Source organism: Ruegeria sp. CE9 (genome assembly GCF_056537425.1).
Genome location: NZ_JBQFRO010000012.1, coordinates 138,744 through 161,513, shown reverse-complemented (window position 1 = coordinate 161,513; position 22,770 = coordinate 138,744). Strand labels below are relative to the sequence as shown.

26 protein-coding genes are annotated in these 22,770 nt (G+C 56.6%); 13 read left to right on the top strand and 13 right to left on the bottom strand.

The window, feature by feature from the left end:
• The 3 genes from ACR0B3_RS19880 to parC form a co-directional block, all read right to left on the bottom strand.
• The coding region (locus ACR0B3_RS19880; RefSeq protein WP_215675807.1) for a GTP-binding protein at positions 1 to 91 on the bottom strand (91 nt) is incomplete at its 3' end.
• A 113-nt stretch (positions 92 to 204) separates the two neighbouring features.
• A complete protein-coding gene (locus tag ACR0B3_RS19875; RefSeq protein WP_480810551.1) occupies positions 205 to 795 on the bottom strand; it encodes a hypothetical protein in 591 nt (196 codons plus the stop codon).
• A gap of 98 nt (positions 796 to 893) precedes the next feature.
• The gene (parC, locus tag ACR0B3_RS19870) at positions 894 to 3,242 is read right to left on the bottom strand and encodes a DNA topoisomerase IV subunit A (protein ID WP_480810550.1); all 2,349 of its coding nucleotides are present in this window, start codon (positions 3,240 to 3,242) and stop codon (positions 894 to 896) included.
• A gap of 200 nt (positions 3,243 to 3,442) precedes the next feature.
• Here parC and ACR0B3_RS19865 point away from each other — a divergent pair, with 200 nt between their 5' ends.
• The 6 genes from ACR0B3_RS19865 (at position 3,443) to ACR0B3_RS19840 (ending at position 7,687) form a co-directional block, all read left to right on the top strand.
• A complete protein-coding gene (locus ACR0B3_RS19865) occupies positions 3,443 to 4,060 on the top strand; it encodes an SH3 domain-containing protein (RefSeq protein WP_480810549.1) in 618 nt (205 codons plus the stop codon).
• Positions 4,061 to 4,129: 69 nt separating this feature from the next.
• A complete protein-coding gene (locus tag ACR0B3_RS19860) occupies positions 4,130 to 4,957 on the top strand; it encodes an SDR family NAD(P)-dependent oxidoreductase (protein ID WP_480810548.1) in 828 nt (275 codons plus the stop codon).
• 80 nt (positions 4,958 to 5,037) lie between these two features.
• The gene (locus ACR0B3_RS19855) at positions 5,038 to 5,238 is read left to right on the top strand and encodes a twin transmembrane helix small protein (protein ID WP_010437734.1); all 201 of its coding nucleotides are present in this window, start codon (positions 5,038 to 5,040) and stop codon (positions 5,236 to 5,238) included.
• 3 nt (positions 5,239 to 5,241) lie between these two features.
• A complete protein-coding gene (locus tag ACR0B3_RS19850) occupies positions 5,242 to 5,814 on the top strand; it encodes a cob(I)yrinic acid a,c-diamide adenosyltransferase (RefSeq protein WP_170686696.1) in 573 nt (190 codons plus the stop codon).
• Between the two features lie 185 nt (positions 5,815 to 5,999).
• Entirely contained in the window at positions 6,000 to 6,758 is a 759-nt protein-coding gene (locus tag ACR0B3_RS19845; protein ID WP_480810547.1) for an electron transfer flavoprotein subunit beta/FixA family protein, read from the top strand.
• A complete protein-coding gene (locus tag ACR0B3_RS19840; protein ID WP_170724377.1) occupies positions 6,758 to 7,687 on the top strand; it encodes an FAD-binding protein in 930 nt (309 codons plus the stop codon). Before ACR0B3_RS19845 ends, ACR0B3_RS19840 begins: the two co-directional genes overlap by 1 nt.
• A gap of 66 nt (positions 7,688 to 7,753) precedes the next feature.
• Here the strand turns inward: ACR0B3_RS19840 and ACR0B3_RS19835 are convergent, their stop codons facing one another.
• Positions 7,754 to 8,572, bottom strand: a complete 819-nt coding sequence (locus tag ACR0B3_RS19835; protein ID WP_480810546.1) for a DUF6473 family protein — start codon at positions 8,570 to 8,572, stop codon at positions 7,754 to 7,756.
• A gap of 163 nt (positions 8,573 to 8,735) precedes the next feature.
• On the opposite strand from ACR0B3_RS19835, the gene ACR0B3_RS19830 reads away from it, so the two are divergent.
• Positions 8,736 to 9,611 (top strand): 3-hydroxybutyryl-CoA dehydrogenase, encoded by an 876-nt coding sequence (locus ACR0B3_RS19830; protein ID WP_170686693.1) that lies wholly within the window; start codon positions 8,736 to 8,738, stop codon positions 9,609 to 9,611.
• Positions 9,612 to 9,690: 79 nt separating this feature from the next.
• On the opposite strand, the gene ACR0B3_RS19825 is transcribed toward ACR0B3_RS19830, so the two are convergent.
• From ACR0B3_RS19825 to ACR0B3_RS19795, 7 genes are all read right to left on the bottom strand, one after another.
• Entirely contained in the window at positions 9,691 to 10,590 is a 900-nt protein-coding gene (locus ACR0B3_RS19825; RefSeq protein WP_480810545.1) for a lysophospholipid acyltransferase family protein, read from the bottom strand.
• Between the two features lie 34 nt (positions 10,591 to 10,624).
• On the bottom strand, positions 10,625 to 10,894 hold the full coding sequence (locus ACR0B3_RS19820; RefSeq protein ID WP_039541855.1) for an HPr family phosphocarrier protein: 270 nt from the start codon (positions 10,892 to 10,894) through the stop codon (positions 10,625 to 10,627).
• 16 nt (positions 10,895 to 10,910) lie between these two features.
• Positions 10,911 to 11,303, bottom strand: coding sequence for a PTS sugar transporter subunit IIA domain-containing protein (locus tag ACR0B3_RS19815; protein ID WP_170686691.1), 393 nt, complete (start codon positions 11,301 to 11,303; stop codon positions 10,911 to 10,913).
• Positions 11,300 to 12,181, bottom strand: coding sequence for an RNase adapter RapZ (gene rapZ, locus ACR0B3_RS19810; RefSeq protein WP_480810544.1), 882 nt, complete (start codon positions 12,179 to 12,181; stop codon positions 11,300 to 11,302). The genes ACR0B3_RS19815 and rapZ overlap by 4 nt, the downstream gene beginning before the upstream one ends.
• Entirely contained in the window at positions 12,178 to 12,570 is a 393-nt protein-coding gene (locus ACR0B3_RS19805; RefSeq protein ID WP_480810543.1) for an HPr kinase/phosphorylase, read from the bottom strand. Before ACR0B3_RS19805 ends, rapZ begins: the two co-directional genes overlap by 4 nt.
• A gap of 81 nt (positions 12,571 to 12,651) precedes the next feature.
• Positions 12,652 to 14,361, bottom strand: a complete 1,710-nt coding sequence (locus tag ACR0B3_RS19800) for an ATP-binding protein (protein WP_480810542.1) — start codon at positions 14,359 to 14,361, stop codon at positions 12,652 to 12,654.
• 32 nt (positions 14,362 to 14,393) lie between these two features.
• Entirely contained in the window at positions 14,394 to 15,098 is a 705-nt protein-coding gene (locus ACR0B3_RS19795; RefSeq protein ID WP_170686687.1) for a response regulator transcription factor, read from the bottom strand.
• Positions 15,099 to 15,441: 343 nt separating this feature from the next.
• Here ACR0B3_RS19795 and ACR0B3_RS19790 point away from each other — a divergent pair, with 343 nt between their 5' ends.
• From ACR0B3_RS19790 to ACR0B3_RS19780, 3 genes are all read left to right on the top strand, one after another.
• On the top strand, positions 15,442 to 17,040 hold the full coding sequence (locus ACR0B3_RS19790; RefSeq protein ID WP_480810541.1) for a phosphoenolpyruvate carboxykinase: 1,599 nt from the start codon (positions 15,442 to 15,444) through the stop codon (positions 17,038 to 17,040).
• A 320-nt stretch (positions 17,041 to 17,360) separates the two neighbouring features.
• Entirely contained in the window at positions 17,361 to 17,651 is a 291-nt protein-coding gene (locus ACR0B3_RS19785; protein WP_170724391.1) for a hypothetical protein, read from the top strand.
• A 33-nt stretch (positions 17,652 to 17,684) separates the two neighbouring features.
• Entirely contained in the window at positions 17,685 to 18,227 is a 543-nt protein-coding gene (locus ACR0B3_RS19780) for a hypothetical protein (protein ID WP_480685324.1), read from the top strand.
• Here ACR0B3_RS19780 and ACR0B3_RS19775 read toward each other — a convergent pair.
• Entirely contained in the window at positions 18,224 to 18,988 is a 765-nt protein-coding gene (locus ACR0B3_RS19775; protein ID WP_480810540.1) for a sulfite exporter TauE/SafE family protein, read from the bottom strand. The genes ACR0B3_RS19780 and ACR0B3_RS19775 overlap by 4 nt on opposite strands.
• A 144-nt stretch (positions 18,989 to 19,132) precedes the next feature.
• On the opposite strand from ACR0B3_RS19775, the gene ACR0B3_RS19770 reads away from it, so the two are divergent.
• From ACR0B3_RS19770 to ACR0B3_RS19760, 3 genes are all read left to right on the top strand, one after another.
• A complete protein-coding gene (locus ACR0B3_RS19770; RefSeq protein WP_480810539.1) occupies positions 19,133 to 20,824 on the top strand; it encodes an acyl-CoA dehydrogenase family protein in 1,692 nt (563 codons plus the stop codon).
• Between the two features lie 213 nt (positions 20,825 to 21,037).
• Complete coding sequence (locus tag ACR0B3_RS19765) at positions 21,038 to 21,580, top strand: hypothetical protein (protein WP_480810538.1); 543 nt, start codon at positions 21,038 to 21,040, stop codon at positions 21,578 to 21,580.
• Between the two features lie 12 nt (positions 21,581 to 21,592).
• Positions 21,593 to 21,985, top strand: a complete 393-nt coding sequence (locus ACR0B3_RS19760) for an META domain-containing protein (protein ID WP_480810537.1) — start codon at positions 21,593 to 21,595, stop codon at positions 21,983 to 21,985.
• On the opposite strand, the gene recO is transcribed toward ACR0B3_RS19760, so the two are convergent.
• Positions 21,969 to 22,694 carry a DNA repair protein RecO gene (gene recO / locus ACR0B3_RS19755; protein WP_480810536.1) on the bottom strand — a complete coding sequence of 242 codons (726 nt, stop codon included), beginning with the start codon at positions 22,692 to 22,694 and terminating at the stop codon, positions 21,969 to 21,971. The genes ACR0B3_RS19760 and recO overlap by 17 nt on opposite strands.
• Positions 22,695 to 22,770 lie beyond the last annotated feature (76 nt).

The window sequence follows — 22,770 nt, the reverse complement described above, 5'->3', positions numbered from 1 at the left end:
CTGCGGTCAGCGTGGTCTTACCATGGTCAACGTGGCCAATCGTGCCGATGTTGACGTGCGGTTTTGTACGCTCAAACTTTTCCTTTGCCATTCCTCAGGCGCCCTTTTGCGATTTGGGGGACCCTTGGTCCCGGTTTCCTCTGCGCGCGCGAGATATTTGGTTCAGGGGGGAAAATCAAGCACATCCTGAGGGAAATGCGACCTTCATGCCGGATTTTGTGTGACCACTTCGGTTTCAAGCGATTGGATCAGGTCAGGGCGTCTGTCGAACCAGCCATTGTCTTTGTGTTCTTCGGCCAGCCACTCTTCAACGCGGTCTGCAACTTTCAACGCAAGGCCGTTCATCTGTTCTTCCCGGGTGCGCGAATGTCCAGACCCGGCCAGGGCACTTTCGCCGGTCGTATCTTCCAGAACCTGAAACTGCTTTTTCTTGGCGACAAATTCCTTTTTTCCAACGTCGTAGACATTGACCAGAACAATCGCGGTGCTTTTAGGATTGTAGATCACCGGAATGCCCGGAGGCGCCAGCATATAACCTTCCAGGCTGATGCCGATGTCATATTCCTGCGCGCCTTCATATCGGCCCAAACGAATGTCTACTGCATTCTGGATCGCATCTTCCCATTCTTTGGGCGTTGCATCCCGCGAAACCGGCCCTTGCTTGGCTTTCTCTGCAAAGGCGTAGTTCACGCGCAGTTTAAATTCCCCCAGTGACTCGGGTTCTTCATAGACTTGCGTTTGGGTACACGCCCCCATCAGGGCTAATCCGGTGATCAGTGTCAGAATGCGAAGCATGTCTCTTATCTCGATAGGCCTGTTTTTATTGGATGTAGCGCACCGATACGGGTTGTGCCAAGCCGTATCGGCAGAATTTCACCAAACGAGCGCTCGGATCACGAGAACTTATAGTCCCGCGGAAAGCCGTAAGGGGCCTTTTTTCCAACACCCGCGCGCTTGGCAAGCCATTGGGACATGTCAGCCTCGTGCCGGGTCTTGTCACCGCCCATGGACCATTTCAGGCCCTCTTCCCAGTTGAAGGTAGTGATGTCAGACAGACCACCATCCAGCTCCAGCGTACCCTGACGCCCACGCGCCATGTTGTATTTCTGAAGTCGAACCCCCTTGCCGCGGGTCATTTCCGGCAGTTCTGAGGTCGGGAAGACCAGGAATTTGCCGTTTTGCGAAACGACGGCCACGTGATCACCATCGACCGGTTTACAGATCATCGCCGTCTCGTCGCCTTTGACGTTCAGCACCTGCTTGCCGTTGCGGGTCTGTGCCAGCACCTCATCTTCGGGCACCATAAAGCCGTTACCCGCATCCGAGGCCACCAACAGCTTGCGCCCCGGCTTGTGGATCAGGATATCGATGATCTGAGCCTCGTTTGGCAGATCAACCATCAGGCGCAGCGGTTCACCCATGCCGCGCCCGCCGGGCAGATTGGAAGCGCTGACGGTGTAGAAACGCCCATTCGATGCAAACACCAACAATCGGTCTGTCGTCTCTGCGTGGAAGATGAAGCGCGGGCCGTCACCGTCCTTGAACTTCAACTCACGCTTCAGGTCAATGTGCCCGGTCATGGCGCGAATCCAGCCCATCTGAGAGCAGACAACCGTGATCGGTTCCTTGTCGATCATCGCCTCAAGCGGCACTTCCTCGACCTGCCCAGCCTCGGCAAATTGAGTCCGGCGCGCACCACCTTCGTAGTCTTTGCCGAAGGTCTTTTTGGTCTCTTTGAGCTGCTCCGCGATCTTGGCCCATTGCAAGGCGGGATCGGCCAGCAAGTCTTCGAGGTTGGCGCGTTCCAGCATCAATTCGTCGCGCTCGCGGACCAGCTCCATCTCTTCAAGACGGCGCAAGCTGCGCAGACGCATGTTGAGGATTGCATCGACCTGAACTTCGGACAACTCGCCCTCACCCGGTTTGGGCGAGACGTAGTCGGATTCGTCGGTGGCGCGGACGTGATCGATGCCCCAATCCTCGCGCATCAGGGCGGCTTTGGGGTCGTCATCGTAACGGATGATATCGATAACGCGGTCGAGGTTCAGGAAGGCGACGATAAAGCCTTCCAAGACCTCCAAACGGTGATCGATCTTGGCCATTCGATGGCGCGAACGACGCAGCAGCACCTCTTGCCGGTGATCAAGGAAAGCGCGCAGCACTTCCTTCATCGAGCAGACCTTGGGCGTCACGCCGTCGATCAGCACGTTCATGTTCAGACTGAACCGCACCTCAAGGTCCGAGTTCCGATAGAGCATGCCCATCAGCACCTCAGGGTCCACGTTCTTGGAGCGCGGCTCAAGGATCAGGCGGATATCATCGGCGGATTCGTCACGTACATCGGCGAGGATCGGTATTTTCTTGGTCTGGATCAGTTCCGCGATCTTTTCGATCAGCTTGGATTTCTGAACCTGGTATGGAATCTCGGTAACCACGATCTGCCATTGGCCACGGCCCAGGTCTTCGACCTCGAACTTACAGCGCAGACGGAAGGACCCGCGCCCAGTGCGATAGGCTTGCGCGATGTTCTCGGGCGGCTCGACAATAACACCGCCGGTTGGGAAATCCGGGCCTGGAACGTAATTTAGCAAAGTATCGTCGCGCGCATCCGGCGTTTTGATCAGGTGCAGGCAAGCGTCGCAGAGTTCCGAGATATTGTGCGGCGGAATATTCGTCGCCATCCCCACGGCGATACCGCTTGCACCGTTGGCCAGCAGGTTCGGGAATTGCGCGGGCAGCACGACCGGTTCGGTCAGCGTGCCATCATAGTTGTCGCGAAAATCAACGGCGTCTTCGTTCAGACCCTCAAGCAGCGCTTCAGCCACGATAGTCATCCGCGCCTCAGTGTAACGCGAAGCCGCCGGGTTATCGCCGTCAATATTGCCGAAATTCCCCTGCCCGTCGACCAGCGGGTAGCGCACGTTGAAATCCTGCGCCAGACGCGCCATTGCGTCGTAAATCGCCGCATCCCCATGCGGGTGGTAGTTCCCCATCACGTCGCCGGAAATCTTGGCAGACTTGCGGAATCCCCCCGTCGCGCTGAGTCGCAACTCGCGCATCGCATAAAGGATTCGCCGGTGAACCGGCTTCAGCCCGTCGCGCGCATCCGGCAAAGCGCGGTGCATGATGGTAGACAGCGCATAGGTCAGATAGCGCTCACCTATTGCACGGCGTAGCGGTTCAGCCACTTCGCCCCCGCCTTCGGGGGCCTCCATGTTGGGGTCGTCGATCGTATCGTTCATATATGATGTGATACGACGCAAGCGCGCGCGGGTAAAGCAATCGCCACATATTTTGCTGGGGACAAGTCGCGCTTTTTGCAACAGGGGGAGGCAAGTGTCGGATTTCCCCCATTTTTCGACTCACAGCCGGATCTATGGTAATCTTTCAATCATTAAGACTGCTGCCTTTTATTGATATTACGATTGCCAGGGGGTGCGCCATGATGCGCGTTATCATTGTTACTTTCGCCATGCTCGGCTGGAGCTTCTACGTCATGAGCGGAGGGCCGGATTTCGAACCGCGTGGCACCCGCGCTGAACAACCTGTGCGCATCGCCTCGACACCTGAACCTAAACCGATCCCTGCCCCGACCTCTCGCACAGAAGAACTTGTGACCAATGTCGCCACGCGCACGGTTTCCGAACGGGTTCAACCCCAACCCAAGGTCGAAGAGAACGCGGCTGTCGTCCTTGCACAAGCCGCGACAGATCCGCTGTCTCAATTCTCAGCCTTTGACGAGAATGGCGCCAGCTTTACGCTTGCGTCGCTTGAGGATGGCGCCGCTGGGTTGTTGCAAGTTGAAGCCGAGGTACGGGATGATGTTACACCGGTCTCGCAAGTCGTCGAGCCCGAGAAAGACATTCGCGAAATATCGGGCACGCGCGTTAATATGCGCGACGGACCGGGAACAATTTACCCCGTCATCGCCAAAGCCAGGCTTGGCCAACGTGTCGAGGTACTCAGCGAGTCCGGAACCGGCTGGCTGCGCCTGCGCTTGCTACCGAATCAAAGCGTGGGTTGGATTTCTGCCTCACTGGTGCGGAAACCAACGAACTGACGTAACTGCGTCATTGTCCTGACCAAAACCTCGCCATAGCTATGGGCCAGATAGACAGGCGAGGGCGATATGCGGAAATCGATTCTGATCACGGGCTGCTCATCAGGGATAGGTCTGGACGCGGCGCATGGAATGCGCGCGCGCGGTTGGCGCGTCTTTGCCTCGTGTCGTCAACAGCGTGATTGTGATCGGTTAAGGGCACAGGGATTTGACAGCCCCCGGATCGATTATACCGATACCGAAAGCATCAAATCCGGCCTAAATCAGGTTCTGGACGCGACCGGAGGCACGCTGGATGCGTTGTTCAACAACGGAGCCCACGGCCTCCCCGGTGCAGTCGAAGATGTCCCAATCGAAGGGATGCGCCTGATCTTCGAGACCAATGTCTTTGGCTGGCACGAACTGACCCGACAGGTGATTCCCGTGATGCGGGCCCAAGGTCATGGGCGCATCGTGCAGAATTCATCGGTTCTGGGGCTGGTCGCATTTCCCTGGCGCGGGGCCTATGTTGCCACAAAATACGCCATCGAAGGCCTGACAGACACATTGCGACTGGAACTACGGGATACCGATATCAAGGTTGTCTTGATTGAACCGGGCCCGGTGACGTCGAAAATTCGCGTGAATTCGATCCCGGTATTTGAGCGCTTTATCGATTGGGAAAACTCTGCCCTGCGCCAGAGATATGAGAATTCATTGCTGAAACGCCTCTATGAATCATCTGGGAACGATAGGTTCGAGCTGCCTGCTTCTGCCGTTACTGCCAAACTTGCGCATGCAGTCGAATCCAAACGCCCACGCGCACGCTACTATGTGACGACACCCACCTATATCGCCGGATATCTGCGCCGCATTCTGCCAACCCGCGCCATCGACCGCATCCTTTCGGACATCTGAGGCGAAATTACCCGTTCGCTTTTGCCCCCATCAACGCTAGATGAGGGGTCAACACGAGAACAAACACGGACGGTGATCTAATGGACCTGTTGATGGTCGTACTGCTTTTGGCCATGGCGGCGGTGGTCGCCGTGCTGGTGATGGGCATTGCCAACTTTGGAAAACCCGGCAAAGACGCCGCGATGAAAAGCAACAAGATGATGCGCCTGCGCATCCTGTTTCAATTCATTGCCGTAGTGCTGATCGTACTCTACGTCTATCTGCGCGGACAGGGAGTTTAAGGTATGGTTGTTCTAAACAAAATTTACACGCGCACAGGCGACGACGGTAAAACCGCGCTTGGAAACGGCGAACGTGTTGCGAAATATTCCGGACGTGTTGCGGCATATGGCACTGTGGATGAACTGAACTCCTTTGTTGGCGTGGCACGAACCGAAGCTGACGGAGAGGTTGAGGCCGCCCTATCCCGCATCCAGAATGATCTGTTCGATTTGGGCGCCGATTTCTGCCGCCCCGACATGGACAAGGATGCCGAGGCCGATTACCCACCTTTGCGCATTGTATCCGCACAGATCGATCGGCTTGAGGCCGAGATTGACGCGATGAATGAAACGCTGGAACCTTTGCGCAGTTTCATCCTTCCCGGCGGCTCGCGTCTGGCCGCGCATCTCCATGTATGCCGCACAGTTTCACGCCGGGCAGAACGGCTGGCGGTCGAGCTAACCAATATGGAACCCGTGAACGAGACAGCCGTTAAGTATCTCAATCGCCTAAGCGATTGGTTCTTCGTCGCGGCGCGCTGCGCAAATAACGGTGGACGTGATGATGTGCTTTGGATTCCGGGCGCAAATCGCTGACTGTTCCATCGGCACGGAAACAAAAATTCATTTCATGTCGAAAAAATGACGAAACGCGACGTCTCGAAACCATGACGTGACGATTTTGCTCTGTTGCCGGGCATCACGAGTCGCTATCTAGGCCCACGAGAGCATTGGTGGAGTCGCTGCGCGGCTTGCCGTTTTTGTAAGGAGCTTACGCAAAAATGAAGGTACTTGTGCCTGTCAAGCGCGTGATTGACTACAACGTGAAAGTTCGCGTGAAGGCGGATGGCAGCGGAGTTGATCTCGCCAATGTCAAAATGTCGATGAACCCGTTCGACGAGATCGCGGTGGAAGAGGCGATCCGTCTGAAAGAGGCTGGCAAGGCTGACGAAGTTATTGCCGTTTCGATTGGCGTCAAGCAGGCGCAGGAAACCCTGCGGACAGCGCTGGCCATGGGTGCGGACCGCGCGATCCTGGTTGTGGCTGCCGACGACGTGCACACCGATATCGAGCCTCTGGCCGTTGCCAAGATCCTGGCCAAAGTGGTCGAGGAAGAGCAGCCGGGCATCGTTCTGGCAGGCAAGCAGGCGATCGACAACGACATGAACGCCACCGGCCAAATGCTGTCGGCCCTTCTGGGTTGGTCGCAAGGCACGTTCGCGTCTGAGCTGGACATCGAAGGCGACACCGCCAAGATCACCCGCGAGGTGGATGGCGGTCTGCAGACCATCAGCGTCAAGATGCCAACCATCGTGACCGTTGACCTGCGCCTGAACGAGCCGCGCTATGCCTCGCTACCGAACATCATGAAGGCGAAGAAAAAGCCGCTGGATGAGAAAACCGCCGCCGATTACGGCGTCGACGTCACTCCTCGTCTGGAAGTCGTCAAGACAGATGAGCCTCCGGCACGCGCCGCTGGTATCGTCGTGGGCTCGGTCGACGAGCTGGTTGAGAAACTCAAAGAAGCGGGGGCTGTGTAATGGCTGTACTTCTGCTTGCCGAAGTCAACAACGGCGAACTGAGCTTTGATGCGACCGCCAAAACCGTCGCAGCCGCCAAATCGCTGGGCGACATCACCGTTCTGGCCGCTGGTGGTTCCGCCGCCGCAGCCGGTGAAGCCGCCGCCAAGATCGACGGTGTTTCCAAGGTTCTGGTTGCCGAAGACGCCTCGCTGGGCCACCGCCTTGCGGAATCCACTGCCGCTCTGATCGTGGGTCTGGCTGATGGGTATGAGCACATTGTTGCCCCTGCCACCACCGACGCGAAGAACGTGATGCCACGCGTTGCAGCCCTGCTGGACGTTATGGTGATCTCGGATGCTTCGGGTGTGGTCGATGGATCGACGTTCGAGCGTCCGATCTACGCAGGCAACGCGATCCAGACCGTGAAATCGAACGACGCCAAGAAAGTTGTCACCATCCGGACTGCATCTTTCGACGCAGCGGGCGAAGGCGGCTCGGCTGCTGTCGAGACGATCGCGGTCGGCGATAACCCAGGCCTGTCAGAATGGGTTGAGGACAAGGTTGCCGAAAGCGACCGTCCCGAACTGACCTCGGCTGGTGTCGTTGTCTCAGGTGGCCGCGGTGTCGGCTCGGAAGAAGACTTCAAACTGATCGAAACTCTGGCCGACAAGCTGGGTGCCGCTGTTGGCGCTTCGCGTGCGGCTGTTGACTCGGGCTATGCTCCGAACGACTGGCAGGTGGGTCAGACCGGTAAGGTTGTTGCCCCCGACCTGTACGTTGCAGTCGGCATCTCGGGTGCGATCCAGCACTTGGCAGGGATGAAGGACAGCAAGGTCATCGTTGCAATCAACAAGGACGAAGAAGCGCCGATCTTCCAGGTCGCCGATTTCGGACTGGTCGCCGACCTGTTCCAGGCCGTGCCAGAACTGACTGAGAAACTCGGCTGATCACCGAGCGGAGATTTTTCGTCGAAAAATCTTAAGGGGCCCGCCAATAGGCGGGCCTTAATTAATTCATGCACTCACGTCTTCAATCACCGAGGTCAGAGATGCAGCGATCCTTCGATGCGTGGCCGGGCCAATCATGTGTTCTGCAATTGGTTGTTGCAGAGTTCCAAACAACATGTCCTCAAGCTCGTCCGATACACCGGACGCCTGAACCTGAAGCTCGACAATCTGCGCACATCGAGGCCTCAGGGCCTCCATCATCGATGACGTGATTGCAAAGGGATCGTACGTGGGTGCGCCCCCCTCGCCATTTTCCACGTCCAATCGCAGCAGCACGACGGGAGGCGCTGATTTTGCAAGAAAACTGCCAATTCTCTCAATCCACGTTTTTTGCAGCTCCTGTCTCACAAGCTCTATTCGAACATCCGAATGCACCCTGAGACGCGCGAGCAGATGGCGCACGAAGTGAATATCCGTGAAGTCTTCCTCAGGATATAGCGTTACCAACTCTGGCGTCGGCGCGACAAAACGGTCGTTGCGGCGCTGGTGCACGCGATAGAAGCGGTTTGATTGACCAAGCAAGCCGGGCATTTGAAGGATGCAGATCTCGGACCTATTAACGATCTCCAGCAGCCCATTATCCCGGGTCAACGCCTCAACTCCGCAAAACAGGCTGCCCAGATTGATGCAGCGGCGGTCAAGTTGCTGCTCTATCACGCAGGGAAAAGGCGCATCTACAAAGCGGCCAAAAGTTTCCTCGCCGCCGACGCACGCGATATAGGGGCTGTTCAACGCCCTCTGCGGGCCCCGAAAATGCAGTTTCGAGGATTCGTACATGCAAGTTTCTTCCGCGGAATGACCCGCATTGATCGATTGATAGCTCATCACACTCACCCAATATTATCACCCGGTTGCCATTTTGCCGCCCTAGGTCTTGCGAAATTCCTAATGCGCGCATTTGAAGCGAATTTGACCGGCCTGATCCCCTTGCCGCGCGTGCGGAACTGCCGCTAATGTCGCCGCAACCTGCAAACAAGGGCACCAAAGCATGGATGTAAAATCAGTCGGAGTGATCGGCGCTGGACAAATGGGCAATGGGATTGCCCATGTCATGGCATTGGCGGACTACGATGTTCTGCTAAACGATATCAGCCAGGAAGCGCTGGATGGAGCGATCTCGACGATTGAAACCAACCTGGTGCGTCAGGCCTCGCGTGGCAAAATCTCGGATGATGCGGTGAAAGCCGCGTTGGGGCGGATAACGACCACTTTGAACCTGTCCGATCTGGGGCAGACCGATCTTGTCATCGAAGCCGCAACCGAGCGTGAAACGGTAAAACAGGCGATCTTTGAAGATCTGATACCGCATTTGCAGCCTCATACGATTCTGACGTCGAACACGTCATCTATCTCGATCACCCGACTGGCCAGCCGAACCGATCGGCCCGAGCGCTTTATGGGGTTCCACTTCATGAACCCTGTGCCCGTCATGCAATTGGTCGAACTGATTCGCGGTATCGCAACAGATGAACCAACTTTTAACGCGTGTAAGGCTGTGGTTGACCGCCTTGGCAAAACCTCGGCTAGCGCCGAGGATTTTCCCGCCTTTATCGTCAACCGTATTCTGATGCCGATGATCAACGAGGCGGTTTATACCCTGTATGAAGGCGTCGGTAGTGTTGAGTCGATTGATCAATCGATGAAGCTGGGTGCAAACCATCCAATGGGTCCACTGGAACTGGCGGATTTCATTGGTTTGGATACTTGTCTGGCCATCATGAACGTTCTGCATGAAGGTCTGGCAGATACCAAATACCGTCCTTGCCCGTTGCTGACAAAATATGTCGAGGCTGGATGGTTAGGGCGCAAGACCGAGCGCGGGTTTTATGATTACCGAGGCGAGGTACCGGTGCCCACACGCTAGGACAAAGAGAGGGCCAGCCCTCTCTTGAGCCCGCGGCTCAATTCACTCCCGGGATATTTTTGGCCAGATGAAGAGCGGATCAGCGCTTGAGTGTCTTGCCCAGCGCCATGGTGTGATCTCGGAGCCAGGCCATGAAACCGCGGGGGTCGCGCTCAAGCAGCGCCATATCTTCGTCTGAAATCGGATCACCGATGACCGGAGACTGCGGCTTGTTGCACGAGCGGACGATTTCATGCAGCAGCAAGCCCTGACGCAGAATGGGCGAGATTCGGTTGGCGATCTGATACCAGCGGGAATTGCTGCCGGGGAAAAAAATCGGAACAACTTTGGCGCCCGAGCGGCGGATCATTTTGGCCGTAAAAACATTCCATTCCCGCTCAATCGCCGGGCCGAACCAGTCGTCCGACGACATAACAACACCCGACGGAAACAGCGCGACAACGCCGCCGTCGGCCAGGTGTTTCATCGTTTTGCTGCGCATTTCGAGCATTTTGGCCTGTGCTTCGGGATCATGCGGGAACGGCACTGGGATCATGAAAGAGGTCGCGGCTTCGTCCAGCCCAGTCAGGACCGAGCGGGTCAGGATGCGATAGTCGCTGCGGACCTGGCCAATCAGTTCGGCAAAAATCATGCCATCGACCATGCCATGCGGATGGTTCGCAACAACCACAACGGGGCCTTCCTTGGGGATACGCGCGATTTGTTCGGCGGGGGTCGTTAGGTCGATGCCCATTATCTTGAGCGCGCCGCCCCAGAATTTCTGGCCCCGATAGTGTTCGTTCTGCTTTTCGAATTTGTTGACCATACGCAAGATGGTCAGTTTGCCCGTGCACCATTCGATGGCGCGAATGGCTGTAGACGTCCAGGCATCGTCAAACGAGTTGGCGTAGGTCAGGGTTCTGCGGTCGTAAATCTCACCCTGATCGGTGTCGTGATCCACTACAGGACCTGTTTTGGTATCGTGCGTGGTTTCCGCCAATTGCCTTGTCTTTCCGTCCTTGGTGTCGTGGCTGTCAGAACCCCTCGCCGAACTTGTCGTTTACCAGAGTTTCCAAAGCTTCTGCCAACGCCTCAGCATCCGGGCCGGACGTCTCGACGTCAATAGTGGTTCCGCGCGACGCTGCCAACATCAAAAGGCCCATGATACTATCGCCCGAAGCAGAAAGTCCGTCACGTGATACTTCTGCGCGCGCATCAAATCCCTCGACCACTTCGACCAGTTTGGCCGACGCGCGGGCATGCAGGCCCTTTTCATTGATAATTTTCAAACTCTTGTTCGTCATACGAATCTATCCGGTGTCAATCCAACGTCACATTTTGCGCATTGATGTATTTTCGTCCAGCTTCCAAAGCCAAACGGACGGCCTCGGCCAGCGGCAGGTGGCGGCTTTTGGCCAGTTTGATGAGCATAGGCAGGTTTGCCCCATAAAGGATTCGCCGATCCTGAGGCGCGCAGGCCCTTAAGCTGAGATTCGAGGGGCTGCCCCCAAATAGATCGGTGACCACAACAACGCCGTCGCCCATGTCTACGTCATCAGCCGCACGGCATATCTCGGCTTGCTTTTCCTCGCGATCGTGGTCGGCTTCGATTGGAATGGCCACCAGCCCGGGTTGCTTTCCAACCACATGCTGTGTGGCGGCCAGATATTCCTGCGCCAACCCACCATGTGCAACAATTACGATCCCGATCACTCCGGCCTCACATTCAACGCGCGACGTTCCATTTCGCGATGCCTAATTGCCACCTGCTGCCCCCCTTCTGCAAGGGCCTTTGCAACCGCTTCGGCCACCGCGACCGAACGATGCTGACCGCCGGTGCACCCGAAGGCGACCGAAAGATGCGCCTTGCCCTCTTCGCGGAAGGCTGGAAGCAGTTCGATCAACAAATCGACGACCCGATCAAAGAAGGTGTGATAGTTCGCATCTGATTGAACATAGGCCGCCACATCCGGGTTTCGACCATCTGCATCCCGCAATTCCGGCCGCCAGTATGGGTTGGCCAGAAACCGGCAATCAAACACCATGTCCAGGCCACGCGGCAAACCCCGCTTATACGAGAAGGATTCAATCGACACTGCCAGATGCCGCCCGCCCTTTGGTGCAAACCAACGCTCAACCTCTTCCCGCAGTTGATGCACGTTCAACGCGCTGGTGTCGATCAGCGTGTCGGCAATTTCGCGAATTGGGGTCAGCAGTTCTTTTTCCTGACAAATGCCGGTTTCCGGGCTGGCATCAGTTGCGACCGGGTGACGGCGGCGGGTTTCCGAGAACCTCCGCAACAGAACTTCGTCTCCGCAATCCAGATAGAGGATGGCCAGATCGACATCTTCCATCCGGCCCAATTTGGCTGCAAGCTCGATAAATCCAATGGTTGAAAAGTCGCGATTGCGTGTATCGATGCCCAAAGCCATCGGGCGCGTGGGTTCAGAGCTGTTCACGAGACGAACCAACAACCCCATCGGAAGGTTGTCGATTGCCTCGAACCCCAGGTCCTCAAGTACATGGATCGCGGTTGAGCGCCCGGCACCCGAGGGGCCCGTCACCAGAACGACGCGCTGTTGTGCTGTCATTTATTCGGCCACTCCGGGGCGACGCGCCCCATTTTCACAAGTTGTATCAGTGCTGCAGCCAAATTGGGGACACCTGCACCGCGAAGCAAGGGAACAGTTTGCCTCAGCACACGAATATGCGTGGGTTCGGGTAGCCGAGCGGGTTCAGGTTGGTCCATATCCACGATATATGTCAGAGGAACAGGGCCAACGACATCGGCCCGTAGCAAGCCAATTCCACGTGCTTCGATGAGGCCGCGGATTTGCAGGACTTCAGTCGCCATTATGTGATCCCCCTGCCCGGTCAGATCGACCCTATCGTCCGCGACAAGCTGTGCCCCAAGCGCCATCATCTGTAACGCCAGAGATGATTTACCCGTACCCGAGGCACCAACAATCAGGACGCCCATGCCCTGCACCGCTACGCAGGTCGCATGAATGCAGGCCGAATTTTTATCCGCAATTTCAGAAAGAGGGGCATGACCCATGGTTTAGACTGGAAGCCCGACGACGAACCGCGCGCCCAGCGGGTCCGAGGTGATGTCGGCCTCGGTCGGGCGGATGTTTTCGGCCCAGATCACGCCGCCATGCGCTTCGACAATCTGTTTCGAAATCGCCAGCCCGAGGCCTGAGTTATTGCCGAAATGCTCTTCGGGGCGTTCCGAATAGAAGCGTTTGAAAATCTTGGTCAGTGCCTGATCCGGAATGCCGGGGCCAGTGTCTTCGACGACCACGAGCACACGGTTGTCGCGGCGACGCACCCAGACCCGAATGGCGTCTTTGTCTTCACAGAAGGAAATCGCATTGGTGATCAGGTTGACAAAGACCTGTGCAAGACGCGCTTCGAGCCCGTTGACCACAATAGGATCTGCCGGCAGATCCGTAATGTATTCAATCCCTTTCGACCGGGCGTCCTCTCCCAGAAACTGACTGATATTGGCCAGCAGATTGAGCAGATCAAAGGGCTGTTCTTCTTCTTTCACCAGCTCCGCATCCAGACGAGACGCATTCGAGATATCGCTGACCAGACGATCCAATCGCCGAACATCATGCTCGATCACACCCAACAGCTTTTCGCGCTGGTCGTCCCGTTTGACCATCCGCATGGTACCAACCGCCGATTGCAGACTGGCGAGCGGGTTCTTGATTTCATGCGCCACATCCGCAGCAAACTGTTCGTTCGCATCAATTCGGTTGTAAAGCGCCGTGACCATCCCGCGCAAAGCCTGGCTGAGGCGACCGATTTCATCCGGGCGCGCACTGAGGTCAGGGATACGGATGCGCCCAGGGTTCACGCCCGCGCCACGATCTTTGCCCATCTCGGCAGCGGCAGCCAAATCCGCAAGGGGGTTCGCAATCGTCGAGGCCAAAACCAGGCTCAGACCGATGGAAACTAAAAGCGCGACAACAAACATCTGAAGGATACGCTCTTGTTCCTTGCGCGCCAGCGCATCAATCTCACCGGCCGGGCCTGCCATGGCAACAGCTCCGACGGGTGTATTGTCCAAGAGGATTGGGGCGACAGCCACGATCACCGTCTTACCCATGTCATCCTGAACGGCCTGCACCTGCATCCCACCGTTCAACGCCTGTGGGATCATTTCCTGCACCCGCTGCGCCAGCGTCGGGGCTTCGCTTTGTGAAGAACCACTAAAAACAGCCGAGACACCGTTCCACACGGCATTGAGCGCATCGCTGATCAAAGTGCTGCCAGTCGCCGAGTCGGCGTCTTGATGCAACAGGCTCGGCAGATCAGAAGCCGTAGATGCACCCCGCGTCCAGCCAATCAGCGTGCCGGTCCTATCGTAGACAAAGACCTCACCGCCGTCAGGCAAACTCAGGCCCGCCAGCGTATCGCGGACATCCAGTGTGCCTGTCCCATTTGCCGAAGGCTGACGCAGCTGGGTTTCAAAAACGTTGCTGACGAGCTGAGCGTCGCCGACCAGATTTCGCGCGGTTTGTTGAACCCGCTCCTTTCGCGAGTCGTCCAGATACAGCAGTCCGGCCACCAAGATGACCAAAGCAATGAGGTTGAAAGTAATGATCCTGCGCGCCAAAGGCGAATAGCGCATCGAAAACAGGTTTCGTCGCGATCGCTTGGCCTGTAACTCGGCCGCATCAGGGTCTTGGGGAATGACCCAGTCATCCCCAAGAACGACATCCGCGTCGCGCACTTGGTTGGCTTGTTCAGTATCGCGCACGAGACCCCTTCGCCTTTGTAAAACGGCCGCGCCTATTCTTCGTTATAACGATATCCGATACCGTACAGCGTTTCGATCGCCGAAAATTCGGGATCTGCAGCGCGCATCTTCTTGCGCAGCCGTTTGATATGGCTGTCGATGGTCCGGTCATCTACATAGACCTGATCATCATAAGCAACATCCATCAACTGGTCACGACTTTTGACAAAGCCAGGGCGTTGCGCAAGTGCCTGTAGCAACAGGAACTCAGTGACGGTCAGAGAGACATCATTGCCCTTCCAGCTGACCGCGTGGCGCAACGGATCCATCCGCAGCTCGCCCCGCTCCATCACTTTGGTATCGCCAGTGGCTGCATTGGTGACATCACCCTCAACAGCTTCTTGTCGGCGTAGCAAAGCGCGAATGCGTTCGACCAGCAGCCGCTGCGAGAACGGTTTTTTGACGTAGTCATCTGCGCCCATACGCAGACCCAGAACCTCGTCGATTTCATCGTCCTTGGAGGTTAGGAAAATGACCGGCATCTGGGTTTTCTGCCGCAGTCTTTGCAGCAGATCCATGCCGTCCATGCGCGGCATTTTGATATCCAGCACCGCCATATCAGGCAACTTCTTGTTGAAAGCGTCCAGCGCGGCCTGGCCATCATTATATGTTTCGACCTCAAAACCTTCGGCTTCGAGAGTCATGGATACGGACGTCAGGATGTTTCTGTCGTCGTCCACAAGTGCAATCTTTGACATCGGGTTCACCCCTATTCCTGCTCACTCGCGCAATAATACGCTTTTTTGTAAGGCATTGTTGGCGGTTTTGATCCGCCGAATCAACTCGTAACCTCGAATCATGCCATTCTTGCGGCAGGTATGCGGCAAATTTGCCTTGCTGCACGCAAATAGCTGCCTTGTTTTGCAGCGGACATTTAGTGGTGGCGCTAAACCTGAACTTGGTTGCGCTAACTCCACCCAACCCTCCTGTTCATGCCCTAAAGTACCGTGATAAGAGGCGCTTGACCGCCGGTAGTTTCCGGTATCTGCCCAATTGGCGCACCGGCTTTGGGCCACCGCGCCGCCACAGGAGAAGACACACATGACATCTGGACGGGTTAACCCGCAATTCCGCCTCGAAGATCAGGGCATCGAGGGTCTGGGCAATGTCTATTACAACTTCATGGAACCGGCGCTGATCGAAGAAGCGCTGAAGCGCGGCGAAGGTACCCTTGGAAATGGTGGTGCCTTTCTAGTGACCACCGGCAAATTCACCGGCCGTTCCCCCAAAGACAAACACGTTGTCAAAACCGACAGCGTCGCCGACAGCATCTGGTGGGAAAACAACGCCGCGATGAGCCCGGAAGGTTTTGATGCGCTGTATAAGGATATGCTGGCCCATATGAAAGGCCGCGACTATTTCGTGCAAGACCTCGTGGGCGGGGCTGACCCGAGCTATTCGATCAATGTACGGATGATCACCGAATTGGCCTGGCACAACCTGTTCATCCGTCACCTGCTGCGTCGCCCGGATCGCGAGGATCTGGATGAGTTCACTGCGGACTTCACCATTATCAACTGCCCCAGCTTTAAGGCCGACCCGGCGAAGCATAACTGCCGCAGCGAAACGGTGATCGCGCTGAACTTCGACCGTAAGCTGATCCTGATCGGTGGTACGGAATATGCAGGCGAGAACAAAAAGTCCGTCTTTACCCTGCTGAACTACATGCTGCCCGAAAAAGGCGTGATGCCGATGCACTGCTCAGCGAACCACGCGGTCGGGAACCCGGTCGATACCGCCGTATTCTTCGGCTTGTCCGGCACCGGCAAAACCACCTTGTCGGCTGATCCCTCGCGCATTCTGATCGGGGATGACGAACACGGCTGGTCGGATCGCGGTACCTTTAACTTCGAAGGTGGCTGCTATGCCAAGACCATCAACCTGAATGCCGAGGCTGAACCGGAAATCTACGCGACCACCTCGAAATTCGGCACCGTGATTGAGAACATGGTTTTCGATCCTGAAACAAAAGAGCTGGATTTCAATGACGACTCGCTGACTGCGAATATGCGCTGCGCATATCCGCTGGAGTACATCTCGAACGCGTCGAAATCAGCATTGGGCGGGCATCCGAAAAACATCATCATGCTGACATGTGATGCATTCGGTGTTCTGCCTCCGATCGCGCGGCTGACCCCGGCGCAGGCAATGTATCACTTCCTGTCGGGCTTTACTTCGAAAGTGGCCGGAACCGAGCGTGGCGTGACCGAGCCACAGCCCACATTCTCGACCTGCTTCGGCGCACCATTCATGCCGCGCCGTCCCGAAGCTTACGGCAACCTGCTGCGGGACAAGATCGCCCAACACGGTGCGACGTGCTGGCTGGTGAATACTGGCTGGACCGGAGGAGCTTACGGAGTTGGTAGTCGGATGCCGATCAAAGCCACACGCGCCCTGCTGACTGCAGCGCTGGAAGGCTCGCTGACTGATGCAGAATTCCGCAAGGACGCCAATTTCGGCTTTGACGTCCCCGTTTCGGTTCCTGGTGTGCCCGAGGTCTTGCTGGACCCGCGCCGTACCTGGGATGATCAGGCCGCGTTTGACAAGCAGGCCGAGAAACTGGTGCATATGTTCGCTGAGAACTTCGAACAATACTTGCCCTTCATCGACGAAGATATCAAAGCTGTCGCGATTGGGTGATTTGATTAGGGGCCGCAATGGCCCCTTTTTTCTTGCCAAGTTACGTTGCGGCAACACAGAGTTCACGACAAGTTCATTGCGGCAAGGATCAACTTGCGCTAAGCAAATCCACCAACAAAGCACCGGATCGCGGCCTTCATTCACGGCAGCTTTCTGGTAAATTGATCATAGGCGAACCAAGCGAATATGCTCACACTATGCTTGGGGATGTCTGATAAGGTATGGAATATATTACTAGGGGATGGGTGTTGGATTGATTTGTTCCAAAGGTTTTAGCCTTTCGAACTGCGTTGATCTGACATGGAAACTATAGGCAGGTAATGACTGAAATCTCAAAACTCACCGAACTTCGCAAACTGATGCAAAGCATGGAGCGCACTCTGGGCCTCGAGGAACTCTCTCCTGTCGAGCGCGACATCTATTATGCGGCCGAAGAGCTGTCGAAAAACGATACCGAGGTCCGCACCTTCGGTTTGATCGAGCACACGTTGGTCAAAAGCGTTTCGCGCCCAACCTTTTTCCGGGCCCTCAAATCGCTGGTTCAGAAAGGGTATCTTTCGCAAAGCGGTAGTGCAAATCGTGGGCGGTATCTGGTTCATGCACCTAGGTGATCGCTGCCTGAAGTCTGCAATCGGCTGAATCCCGTGCGCAGATGGGCCTCTGACACATTTTATGCCTCTTTGGCCTATGTCGCTGCATCATTCCTCACATTCGAGGTTCTGATGCCGCTACAGAACGTGTTTTTTCCCGAATATGCCAGCCATGCCAGCCTTCTGTTCCTGCCACATGGGGTACGGGTTCTGTCGGCGTGGTTGTTGGGATGGCGCGCAATATTTGCTCTGCTGCCGGGTGTCTTTATCGTCTTTGCCGCTATCGGTGGCTGGGATGCGCTGCTGCCCAGCCGTCTGCTGGCAATCGCAATCGCAGTCACCACCGTTCCAGCCGTGTTTTATGCTTGCAAAGCGCTGGGATGGGACCTGTTCCCACGCGCTGACCGAAAACCATGCTGGCTGTGCGTGATGGGCGTGGGTGTCATAACCTCGGTGCTGGTATCTGCCTTGACCAACTTGGCTTTTGGCAGCGCGACAGTCGAGTATATTGCCTTCCTGATCGGAGACATCTCAGGGCTGTTTTTTCTGATGCTGGGACTGTATTTTGCATTCCGCATCATCGAGCGGCGTAGTTAACCCATAAGGCCCCGTCTCAGCAGATTCAGCCCGGCAATCAGCAACACAAGCAAAGTAAGCTTGCGGAACTGCGCCTGATCGATGCGGTCCTGCAGAAACTGCCCACCCCGCATCCCCGCAACCGCCGGGACGATCAGCAGCGCCGAAAACAGTGCCGTCTCGGATCGAAAAATACCCGATCCTGTATGCGCGACAACAAGCGCCACGGCCCCCAGACCATAGATCACACCCTGCACCCGCATCTGATCCTTCTTCGGCGTATTCAGCGCTGTCAGATATGCAACAGTGGGCGGACCCCACACGCCTGAGATCCCTCCGACCGCCCCGGCCACCGCGCCAACCATCGCCTCAACCCGCATTGACGGTGCCTGCAACGTAAGCTTCAACCCAAGCAGCTGCACCAATGCAAAGAACGAGACCGGCGCACCTAAGATCAACAGAAAAGCCTTTGGAGACAATATGTTGATCAACTGAGCACTCGCCAACAGGCAGACCAACCCAACCCCCAGAAACACACGGAACTTGCGGATTGAAGCCACCGCCGCAGGTGCCCCTTCGCGCAGGGCCTGCACACCGTTGGTCACCAGCGTGGGCAGGATCAGGCCTGCCAGCGCCAGATCGGGTGGCAGCATCATGCTGAGGCCCGATACCAGCACCATTGGCATGGCAAACCCGACCATGCCTTTGACCCAGCCAGCGACGAATGCCACGACCATTGCCATGTACAATTCTTGTGGCGATATCAGTGAAAACAGTCCCATTGGCCCTTCATATCACTTCAAAATTTTTCTGCATTGCAAAAGTGGATGGGTAATTATTGAACTATTTTGAAGCATTATTCGTATTTTTGTTGCGCTGCACGTGCAGCATGATATGACCAGACAACCCAGCAGAGGACGTGATTCATGGCCCATGACGGACAGGATGTGACGAACATGACGCAGCAAACGGTTTTGCCCGACCTTCTAAGACTCAGCGCGGCTGCCTTGCCTGCTGTGGAAACGGTGTTCGACAAAGCGCTCGCATCCGTGCGTGCCATGGTAACAAGCGAAGATCGCATCTCGGGCGCGTTGATCGAAGCGCACCAGACGGCGGCGCATGGGTTGGCGTGGCTGGCAACCTACCAACAGTCGCTGCAACAGATGCAACGCTGGGCCGAGGCGCTGCAGGCCGATGGTAAATTCGGTGAGATGGAGCAGTTGCTGCACCAAATAGCCTTTGGTGAATACCTGCATCAGATCGCTGGCGGCATCCCCATGAACCAAGGAGAAGTTGTGCGTTTGCAGGACCTTGGGCTTGGTTGGGATGCCCTGTCCGGATTCCACTGCAGCGAGGTTCAGACGCTGATGGCGCAGGCCAATTCACAGACGGCACGGACCCGTCTGGTTGAGCTGATGCAGGAGCAGCCCGGCGCCACCATGTTCGGCGCCTCAGGTCTGGACGATGAGCTTGAGATGATCCGCGATCAGTTCCGGCGTTATGCGCAGGAAAAGGTCGAGCCCAATGCGCACGAGTGGCACCTGAAGGACGAGCTAATCCCGATGGAAGTCATTGAAGATCTTGCAGAAATGGGCGTTTTTGGCCTGACTATCCCCGAGGAGTTCGGCGGATATGGTCTGTCCAAAGCCTCGATGGTTGTTGTGTCGGAAGAGCTGTCACGGGGTTATATTGGTGTGGGGAGCTTGGGTACGCGACCGGAGATCGCCGCTGAACTGATCATTGCTGGCGGCACTGACGCACAAAAAGCGCATTGGCTGCCCAAGATCGCATCAGGAGAAATTCTGCCCACCGCAGTTTTCACCGAACCAAACACGGGCTCTGATCTGGGCAGCCTGCGCACACGTGCCGTCAAGGATGAGGACGGTAACTATAAGATAACAGGCAATAAAACATGGATTACGCATGCCGCACGAACCCATGTCATGACCTTGTTGGCGCGCACCAACCCCGACAGTACCGATCACCGTGGATTGTCGATGTTCCTGGCCGAGAAGACACCCGGCACCGATGAGAAACCCTTTCCTACTCCGGGCATGACCGGCGGTGAGATTGAGGTGTTGGGCTATCGCGGGATGAAGGAATATGAGCTGGGGTTTGACGGTTTTGAGGTGAAGGGTGAAAACCTGCTGGGTGGCGAAGAAGGTAAAGGTTTCAAGCAGTTAATGGAAACCTTCGAGTCTGCGCGCATCCAGACGGCGGCTCGCGCCATCGGAGTGGCACAGAGCGCTTTGGACATCGCCTTGCAATATGCGCAGGACCGTAAGCAGTTTGGCAAAGCGATAATCAACTTCCCACGCGTGTCAGGCAAACTGGCGATGATGACGGTTGAAATTATGATCGCGCGACAGCTAACCTATTATTCTGCATGGGAAAAAGACCATGGCCAGCGCTGTGACCTTGAGGCCGGAATGGCCAAACTTTTGGGTGCGCGGGTCGCTTGGGCCGCTGCGGATAACGGGTTGCAGATTCATGGCGGCAACGGGTTTGCCTTGGAATACAAGATCAGCCGCGTGCTGTGTGATGCGCGTATTCTGAACATCTTTGAAGGTGCGGCTGAGATTCAGGCACAGGTTATCGCGCGTCGCTTGCTGGGTTGACGTCCGGACCGAAGCAACTTCCCCAACTGAACCCGGCCTCGCGCCGGGTTTTCTTTTTCTTCCGTGTTGTACTGACTTTGGACGCGGATCTTCCGAGTTGTACAACATTTTTTGCGGTGCAATGGGCGAAACTTCCCCCTCGGATCGGGGGAGGAAATCGGTTAAACGGCCTCAACCGAAACCAGCCCCTCGTGCTGGTCAAAGGAGAATCGCGTGAAGATCATTTTCTCAATCCTGGCGACCTGTCTGGTCCTTGCCGGATGTGCCATGGCCCCGGTCACAGGCCCTGACGATGTGGACCAGCTGGCGCAGGCGATCCAACAGCTCGACCCAAAGGTCGATCCGGCCGAGGCACGGCGAGCGGCCGAGATTTCATATGCCTATTCCAGCCAGCTCAAGCAGGAGTGGAACGTCACCGACCCGGCGATCATTCACAACGCAAAGGTCATCAACGGCTTTCGCGAAAAAGGCCTGTGCAATGACTGGGCGCAAGCGATGACCACGCGGCTGAAGCAGGAAAACTTTCGCACGCTGGACCTGCATTGGGTCACCTCGCCGCCCACCGCGTTTCGGATCATCCATCACTCAGCCCTGATCAGCGCCAAAGGGGATTCGATGTATGACGGGATCATCCTTGACCCGTGGCGCAACAGCGGGATGTTGTATTGGGCACCCGTGCGCGAAGATACAAAATACAACTGGCGACCGCGCCTTGAGGTGCGTGAAGAACTGATCACCGGCGTGAACCCTTACTGACAGGATATTGCGATGTTACGTCTGGCCCTGATCCTGCCCCTTGTGGCGCTGTTCCAATGTGACAAGGATGAAACCGTCGCCGCCTATGGCGCCGCGGATCAGACATGGGCACTGCAAGAAATTGACGGGCAACCCTTTGAAGCCAGTGCCCTGCTACGCTTTCCTGAGGAGGGTCGGATCGAAGGCAACGCGCCCTGCAACACCTATTCTGGCAAACTGAACGCGCCCTATCCGTGGTTCGAGATTGCCGACCTTACCGCAACCCGCGCTGCCTGCGCCGGGCTTGAAGCCGAGGGGTTTTATTTCGCCGCGCTGATGGCGATGACCCAGTCCGAGGTTTCGGGCGATGTGCTGATCCTGCGCAATGAGGACGGGCACGAGATGGTGTTCAAAGCCGTCGAATAAACTGCGCTACAAACCGCGCCCGCGCATCGGGCAGCGGCGTGTGGCCCAGCGAAGGGGCCAGATGGTTTTCCAGAAAATATCCAGTTGTCCGCAGTGCATCGGCGATTTCGGCATCCGGGGCTGCGCCTTCGCCACGCAGGCAAGGCGGCAGGGGCAGCACCTTGTCGGCCCACTCTCCTGCCCCGGTTGCACTGACCGCGCGGCCTGTTTTGGGGGAGACATAGATCAACCCCTCGGTCGCGCCCGTTACGGCGCAGGCCGAGAGATCGAGGCCAAATCCCAGCTCTTCCAGCAGGGCCAGTTCCCAGCGCAGATAGGCAAGTGGCCAGACCTCATCCTGCCCCAATAGGTCCATCAACTGTTCAGTCTGCTTATAGATCGAAGGATGCGGTTCGCGTTCGGGCAGGCAGAAGGACAGCAGGGCCACAACAGCGTTCAGCCCGGCCAGCGCCAGCCGTCCGGAAAACGCAGCCGCCGCACGGGATCGCAGCGGTTCGACCTGAAAGCTGCCCAGATGTTCCTCAAGCCGCGCGCGCCAGAGCACATCGAGTTGTGCGCCCGGTTGCAGGATCGGGGCGATCTTGCGGCTGGTCCCCCCCCGCACGATGCCGGCATGACGGCCATGGGCTTCGGTAAAGACCTCGATAATCGCTGCCGTTTCCCCATGGCGGCGAGAGGTCAGAAGTATGCCGTGATCGCGCCAGTCCAAGTTTGGCCCCGTTAGTCATCAGATATACATGCAGCAAATCTTATGGCTGTTGCGGGTTCAAGCTACAATTTGGACC